Here is an 8,088-nt window from a genome sequence, read left to right on the forward strand (position 1 = left end):
GACGGGCACTCTGGACTTCTCACAAGGACCGTGAGATGCTTTTTTTCACTTTGACGGGCACTCTTCTAGACTACGTATCCCAATTAAGTATCAAAAGTACTCTTACCTAGGATACGAACCCTAAAAAAACAGATGCATACCGCATCTGCTTAGGATAATTGCTTTATTTTTTCAAGTAAAAATGGTACGGAGTGAAAGGCATAGAGTGTTTCTTTCACTTCTCCTGCTTCGACAAATAATAGGCAGGGGACGCTTTCGATTTCATATTGCCTAGCGAGCTCTGGGTAGAAGTTTAGGTTCATTTTTCCTATATCTATCTCTACCAATTCCCTGATAACCCGAAGCATTTTGGAAGCTACCTGACAGGTTCCGCACATTGGTGTATAAAAATAAACTAATCCAGTTGCCTTTTTATCAAGAAAGGCAGATAATTCGTCTCGATTCCATTCGTTCATTTATCTTTTAACCCATTTCTAAAAACTCAGTATGAACATCGATATTTGCCCCTAAAAGGACAGTGGCCAAGTGGTGGACTGGCGCGGTGGCTACCTCGCGATACATCCGGTCAATATATAAATGTTCAGCTTGTGGTAATTCACGCTTTAATTGTTTGCGAAGCTTCTCACCTGAAAAGTCCGCATCGACAAGAATATAAACATCCTTATCTTCAAGGAATTCAATCAATTCATCTAATTTTGAAATACTGATGGTCCCATTGGTGCAAATAATTTCTACTGGTTCCTTCACGATCTTTTTTACCTTATTTTTATCTGACTTTCCTTCGACAATAAGAACTTTGTCAACATACGAATCATTCATCATCCATCACCTGTATTAGAAGTTGTTTTATGTTAACATATTCTAAAATATTGATTACGTGTGCCATCTTCTGACTATGTTAACCTTATCATTATTGTCTTTGTAAAAATAGGTTTTTGCCTACGAGGAAACGCTAATCCATTAGCACCAACCACCATCATCACAATCGGTATATTTTGCATCAGGTCCTTCGGTCGTCGTAACATGTTGATAAATCTTTTGCTGCTCCACTTCAAAATGATGCTCTAATTCCACTTGCATGTGATCTGTAATTTTCATTTTTCCAATTGGCGTATTATCAAGAAACAGTTCCAATTCCCCGTTCTTCATTTTTCCAATTACTCGGTCAGTAACATCTACTCTTTGCTGCTTTAAAGTCATGTCCCCACCCTCTTCAATATATTTATTATAAGTTTCCCAAAAATAGTAGAAGAAAAAGTGGGAATTTAAGAGAAAAAGCACCTGGACAAGGTGCCTTTTCAGAATTCATTAGTCTTCTTTAGTCATTTCTTCATATTGCTCAGCTGTCATCAACTTATCAAGCTCGCTGCTGTCAGATAGTTCAATCACAATCATCCATGCTTTTTCATATGGTGATTCGTTGACAAACTCAGGGCTGTCACTTAAATCTTCATTCACTTCAACAACTTTACCGCTGACAGGTGCATAAAGCTCAGAAACGGTTTTTACAGATTCTACACTTCCAAATGGTTCGTCAGCACTTACTTCATCGCCCACTTCTGGAAGCTCAACAAAAACGATATCTCCTAGTTCATGTTGTGCAAAAGCAGTAATCCCAACGCGGACTTTTTCCCCTTCAACCTTTACCCATTCATGTTCTTCTGAATAACGTAATTCTTTTGGTGTACTCATCGCTAAATCCCTCCATTGTTTTTTCTAAAAAATCTATCATCGAAATAATTCGATTTCCATAGTAATGATGAAGAACAGGCTTAAAGCCACATTTTTTCAAACTCTTCTTCTTTAAAGCCTACAGTAACACGTTCGCCATCCGATAAGATCGGCCGCTTGATTAACATACCATCGGAAGCAAGTAACTCTAGCAATTCTTCATCTGTTGCGGACTTCATTTTATCCTTTATACCTAATTCACGGTATTTCATACCGCTTGTATTAAAGAATTTCTTTAATTCCAGTCCGCTTTTTTGATAAAAATCCTGCAATTCCTCACGACTTGGAGGATTTTCAACAATATGTACTTCTTCATAGGAAAGCTGATGGGCATCCAGCCATTTCTTCGCGTTTCGACATGTGCCGCATTTCGGATACCAGTATAACGTCAGAGACATCAATTTCACCACCCTTTCCTACAAAAATCAATGACTTGTCTAACGTCACTTGAATATTATCATAACGTTTTTCAAAATCCTAATGCAAAAAATATGTTCCACTTAAAAAAATTCGACTAATTTTTTAAAATCCCTTCCTTTTCTAATATAAAAATTTAAGCTCCCTTCCTAATAGAAAGGGAGCCCGTTTTAATTAGACAATATAACGTTCTGCTTCAATAATGACATCAGCGGCTTCACGTTTTTTCGCAATGACATTAATTGGGGTATGACGTGTAAATTTACGAAGTGACGATAGCATCATCCGAAGTGTATCGCCCTGTTCAACTGCAATCAATGTTTCTTTTGCAATCGCTTCAAGTTCATTGAAGGCTTCTTGGCAGTAGATTTGTGTATAAAGAAGCTTCTGCTTGTTCTTCTCTAAACCAGTTTTTGCAATCGCTTTTTCAGTTCGTAACACAACGGATTCCATTGCATACACGTTAGAAATAAGGTCAGCGATATTGGCTAAAACTTCCTGCTCTTTTTCAAGTGCTTTGCCATATTTTTGAGCGGCTAAACCGGCTGCTAATAATGCGATCTTTTTCGCATTTTTGACAAGGTATTTTTCCTGTGCAAGCGGCTCGTCACCCGGCTCTTCTGGCATTAACATCATTAACTCCTCTTGCAGGGCCATCGCTTTTTGGAATAAAGGGAGCTCACCCTTGAAGGCTTTCTTTAATAAGGTGCCTGGCACAAGCAGGCGGTTAATTTCATTTGTTCCTTCAAAAATACGCTGGATCCTTGCATCACGGTATGCTCTTTCAATTGGATATTCCTGCATGAAGCCATATCCGCCATGAATTTGCACGCCTTCATCTGTTACATCCGCCAATACTTCACTTGCAAAAAACTTATTTAGTGAACATTCAATCGCATATTCAGCAATCGAATTCGCTACTAATTTAATGTCTTTTTCTTGTTCAGTAGTCAGCTTGCCTTGGTTATCTTCGTACAAGCCAATTGTACGATAGACAGAGCTTTCTGCCGCATATATTTTAGAGGCGAGTGTACCAAATTTTTCTTTTGTTAGATTAAACTGAGAAATTGGCGTTTTGAATTGTTGACGTCCGTTTGCATATTTTACGGTTAATTCGAATGCTTTTTTAGAGCCGCCTACACTTCCAACCGCAAGCTTATAACGTCCAATGTTCAAGATGTTAAAGGCAATTACGTGACCTTTACCAATTTCTCCTAATAAATTTTCAACAGGAACAGGAACATCTTCTAAAATAAGCGTCCGAGTGGAAGAACTCTTAATGCCCATTTTCTTCTCCTCAGCACCTGTAGAAACGCCTGGGAGATCTCTATCAACAATGAAAGCGGTAAATTGCTCGCCATCAATCTTGGCATAAACAACAAATACATCAGCAAAACCAGCATTGGTAATCCACTGCTTTTCCCCGTTTAGGATGTAATGCGTACCTGCTGCATTTAATTTAGCCGTTGTTCTTGCTCCAAGGGCATCAGAACCCGAACCTGGTTCAGTTAAGGCATAGGCAGCTAGTTTTTCACCTGATGCTAGGCCAGGTAGATATCTAAGCTTTTGGTCCTCATTTCCGAATAGAACAACTGGCAGCGAGCCGATTCCTACGTGGGCCCCGTGTGAAAGGGAGAAGCCTCCGCCTCCAGCCATTTTCTCCGTTAGTATAGATGAGGTAATCTTATCTAAGGCTAAGCCATCATATTCCTCCGGTACGTCAACCGCTAGAAGACCGAGTTCGCCTGCTTTTTTAAGAAGCTTTACCGTACGATCAAACTCATGGTTTTCTAAATGTTCTAACTGTGGAACCACTTCTTTTTCAACAAAATCTTCCGCTGTTTTCGCAATCATTAAATGCTCTTCGGTAAAATCCTCCGGTGTGAAGAGCTGCTCACAAGAAATATCTTCAATTAAAAAGCTTCCGCCTTTAATGACTTTTTCTGTTTGGTTTGTCATTATTTATTCCTCCTAATCTTTAATGAGATGGGAGCAATTAGCCGCTCCCCTTGTAAAAGGTATATGCTTGGGAGAGACCAAAATGAATTAGAGTAATTCAAATACCCCGGCTGCACCCATTCCGCCGCCGATACACATCGTTACAACACCAAATTGTTCGTTGCGGCGTTTTAATTCGTGAATAAGGGAGAGTGTTAATTTAGCACCAGTACATCCAAGCGGATGTCCTAGAGCAATCGCGCCGCCATTTACGTTGACGATTTCTTCATTTAGACCTAATTCACGAATGACTTGCAGCGATTGTGATGCAAAGGCCTCATTCAATTCGAACAAATTAATATCTGATAACTCTAGACCAGCTAGTTCTACAGCCTTTGGAATCGCGACAACCGGTCCGACCCCCATGATTTCAGGCGGGACACCACCAACTGCAAACGATCTGAATTTCGCCAATGGCTTAAGTCCAAGTGCCTCTGCCTTTTCGCGGTCCATCACCATCAATGCCGCCGCGCCGTCACTTGTTTGTGAGGCATTACCAGCCGTTACTGTTCCTGTTACGGAGAAAGCCGGGCGAAGTTTAGCTAATGTTTGTAGGTTTGTATCAGGACGAACACCTTCATCCTGCGTAAATTGAATCGTTTTTTCCACAAGTTTATTGTCATTGCCAACGGTCCGGATTGTTACATCGACTGGAACAATTTCATCGACGAATTTTCCTTCGGCAATTGCTTTAGCAGCTTTCTGATGGCTTCTTACCGCAAAGGCGTCCTGATCCTCGCGGGAAATACCATATTTCAGCGCTACTTGCTCGGCCGTGTGCCCCATACCCATATAATATTGCGGAGCTGTTTCTGCTAGTTTAATATTGGGACGGACGACATGACCCATCATTGGGATCATACTCATCGATTCAGCACCGCCAGCAATAGCTGTATCAGTGTGACCTAGCATGATTCCCTGTGCGGCATAAGCAATCGCCTGTAATCCTGAAGAACAAAAACGATTGACAGTGATGGCAGGCACAGTGTATGGAAGTCCTGCTAATGCCCCGATATTGCGAGCCATATTGTTGCCTTGCTCTGCTTCGGGCATGGCACAGCCAATGATTAAATCATCAATATTTCCTTCATAGTTTCCAGCACGCTTTAATGTTTCCTTTACCACCAATGCACCCAAATCATCAGGGCGAACATGGGCAAGCGTCCCTTTCTTCGCTTTACCTACCGGGGTCCTTGCTCCGGCAACGATTACCGCTTCTCTCATGTAAGTTCCCTCACTTTCTGTCAAATTATTAATCTATTTTTTCGTGCAGGGCTCAGGTGATTGAGCCCTCGAATGTTAGTTTCTTAAAGGTTTACCCTTCACAAGCATATGCTGCATGCGCTGCTGTGATTTTGGTTCCGAAATAAGGCTTAAGAAAGCTTCTCTTTCAAGATCCAATAAATATTGCTCATCTACTTCTGTCCCGAATGGTACTTTACCGCCAGCAATCACATAGGCAATCTTCTTGGCAATTTTCAGATCATGCTCTGAAATATACCCAGATAAACGCATCGCTTCGGCACCAAGTAACAGGGTAGCATAGCCAGTTTCACCAACGACCGGCACCTTTCTGCGTACTTTTGGCTTATAGCCTTGTTCGTGCAAGGCTAACACTGCTTGCTTCGCATCATAAAGCAGGTGATCGTTATTAAAGCTGATTCCATCAGAAGAATCCAAGAAATTATTTTCACGTGCTTCCTCAGCGGATGTGGAAACTTTTGCGGTGGCAATTGTTTCAAATACTTTATTTGCGACATTTTGCAGGTCAAATGGTACACCGTTTGGAATGTTTTCTAAGTGCTTCATATAAAGCTCTTTGTTTCCGCCGCCGCCTGGAAGTAAGCCGACACCGACTTCAACAAGACCCATATACGTTTCGGCTGAAGCTTGAATGTGAGCAGCCGGCAGGCACACCTCGGCACCGCCGCCAAGTGTCATTCCAAACGGGGCAGCGACGACTGGCTTAGGACTGTATTTCACTTTCAGCAAGGCACTATGAAGGTGACGGACAATCATATCCAACTCATAAATATTGTCATCCTGCACTTCCATGAGCATCATCGCTAGGTTCGCACCAACACAGAAGTTCTTTCCTTGGTTACCGATGACAAGTCCCTTATAGTTTTTCTCGACTTCTTCAACGGCATAGTTAATCATCTGCACGATATCCAGACCAATCGCATTGTTTGGTGAATGGAATTCTAACAGTGCAACACCATCACCGATATCAATCAGACTTGCACCGCTGTTCTTTTTAATGACACCCTTTTGTTTCTTTATCTTTTTAAGGTCGAGTGCCTTTGGATTATATTCCACCAATCGGTATTGGCCGTTATGATAGAAGAACCGTTCACCGTTTTCTTCTAAATAGAAGGATGAATGTCCTTTTTCCAGCATTTCTGTTACCCATGCTGGAATTTCAAGGCCAGCTTCCTTCATTTTCTGCACGGATTTTTCGACGCCTATGGCATCCCATGTCTCAAATGGGCCTGTTTCCCAGCCAAAGCCCCATTTCATTGCGCGGTCGATGGAAACGATATCATCTGCAATTTCGCCTAATAGCTGCGCCGAGTAGACAAATGAATGTGCCATCGTATTCCATAAGAATTGTCCAGCCCGATCGTTCGAATATACAAGCGCTTTCAATTTATTCGCCGTGCCTTTTTCCTGCTTCGCCAGTTCAACCGCAGGTGTGGACAGCTTTTTACGCGGTCCATACTCCAATGTTGTGGGATCGAGCTCGAGAATTTCTTTGCCCTTTTTCAAAAAGAAACCTTGACCGGATTTGCTTCCAAGCCAGCCTTTTTCCACCATCTTTTTTAAAAAGGCAGGAATTTCGAAAATTTCCTTTTCTTTGCCTTCGACTTTTTCATAGACGTTATTCGCGACATGATAAAAGGTATCTAAGCCCACCACGTCAAGTGTGCGGAAAGTTGCACTTTTTGCGCGTCCAATGAGTGGTCCTGTAATGGAATCGACTTCGCCGACACTTAGACCCGCATTCAGCATTTCCTGAACAGTTACTAGAAGTCCGTACGTTCCGATCCGGTTAGCAATAAAGTTTGGTGTATCCTTCGCAACCACCACACCTTTTCCTAATACATCCTCACCGAAAGTTTTCATGAATGAAAGTACTTCTGGTGCAGTATATTGAGTAGGAATCACTTCAAGCAATTTCAGATAGCGCGGCGGGTTAAAGAAGTGAGTACCAAGGAAATGCTTTTGGAAATCTTCAGAACGGCCTTCGACCATCGCTTCTACTGAAATTCCCGAGGTATTGGAGCTAATAATGCTACCCGGTTTCCGGTATTGGTCCACCTTTTCAAATACCTGTTTCTTGACGTTAAGGTTCTCAACAACAACTTCGATAACCCAGTCAACATCTTTCAGTTTGACTAAATCGTCTTCAAGGTTACCCGCCTCAATTAAGGCTAAATTCTTTTTCACCGCTAATGGTGCAGGTTTTTGCTTCAATAATTTTTGGATAGATGTTGCACTAATGCGATTGCGCACTTGTTTATCTTGTAGTGTCAGTCCTTTTGCTTCTTCTTCTTTTGTTAGCTCACGTGGCACGATATCCAATAATAGTGTTGGGATGCCGATATTTGCGAGATGGGCAGCAATTCCTGACCCCATGACACCAGATCCTAGGACAGCTGCTTTTTTAATTAATTGGTTCAACATTGTCTCCCCCTTCAAACTTTGAATGAATACTCATTCATTTTTTAGTCAAAAAAAATTCACAATTGAATGAGTCTTGTTACTACTTACTATAGAATATTTAGAAAATTTGTGCAATCAATAAACGCGGAATTTTGAAAATTTTTTTTGCTGTGTTTATGTGCAGGTTGATTTGCGCTCCAGGTACTTCGCTTTCCGCGGGCACAGCCTTTTTAAAAATGGCTCTATTAAACCTGTCTGTTGATTTGCGCTCCAGGC

Annotated in this window: 8 protein-coding genes; all 8 read right to left on the reverse strand. The window is 41.6% G+C overall.

Annotation, left to right across the window (positions count from 1 at the left end):
- Window positions 1–149: 149 nt before the first annotated feature.
- Window positions 150–455, reverse strand: a complete 306-nt coding sequence (locus tag V7137_RS21415) for a thioredoxin family protein (RefSeq protein ID WP_335699944.1) — start codon at window positions 453–455, stop codon at window positions 150–152.
- Between the two features lie 7 nt (window positions 456–462).
- Window positions 463–819, reverse strand: coding sequence for a toprim domain-containing protein (locus V7137_RS21420; protein ID WP_218347698.1), 357 nt, complete (start codon window positions 817–819; stop codon window positions 463–465).
- A gap of 141 nt (window positions 820–960) precedes the next feature.
- Window positions 961–1,200, reverse strand: a complete 240-nt coding sequence (locus V7137_RS21425; RefSeq protein ID WP_335699945.1) for a YusG family protein — start codon at window positions 1,198–1,200, stop codon at window positions 961–963.
- 108 nt (window positions 1,201–1,308) lie between these two features.
- A complete protein-coding gene (gene gcvH, locus V7137_RS21430) occupies window positions 1,309–1,692 on the reverse strand; it encodes a glycine cleavage system protein GcvH (protein ID WP_335699946.1) in 384 nt (127 codons plus the stop codon).
- Between the two features lie 80 nt (window positions 1,693–1,772).
- Entirely contained in the window at window positions 1,773–2,129 is a 357-nt protein-coding gene (locus tag V7137_RS21435) for an arsenate reductase family protein (protein WP_335699947.1), read from the reverse strand.
- A gap of 193 nt (window positions 2,130–2,322) precedes the next feature.
- A complete protein-coding gene (locus tag V7137_RS21440) occupies window positions 2,323–4,107 on the reverse strand; it encodes an acyl-CoA dehydrogenase family protein (protein WP_335699948.1) in 1,785 nt (594 codons plus the stop codon).
- Between the two features lie 87 nt (window positions 4,108–4,194).
- Complete coding sequence (locus tag V7137_RS21445; RefSeq protein ID WP_335699949.1) at window positions 4,195–5,370, reverse strand: acetyl-CoA C-acetyltransferase; 1,176 nt, start codon at window positions 5,368–5,370, stop codon at window positions 4,195–4,197.
- 75 nt (window positions 5,371–5,445) lie between these two features.
- Window positions 5,446–7,830, reverse strand: coding sequence for a 3-hydroxyacyl-CoA dehydrogenase/enoyl-CoA hydratase family protein (locus tag V7137_RS21450; protein ID WP_335699950.1), 2,385 nt, complete (start codon window positions 7,828–7,830; stop codon window positions 5,446–5,448).
- Between the last annotated feature and the right edge of the window lie 258 nt (window positions 7,831–8,088).

It is taken from the genome of Neobacillus drentensis (assembly GCF_036962765.1).
Lineage (GTDB): Bacteria > Bacillota > Bacilli > Bacillales > Cytobacillaceae > Neobacillus > Neobacillus drentensis_C.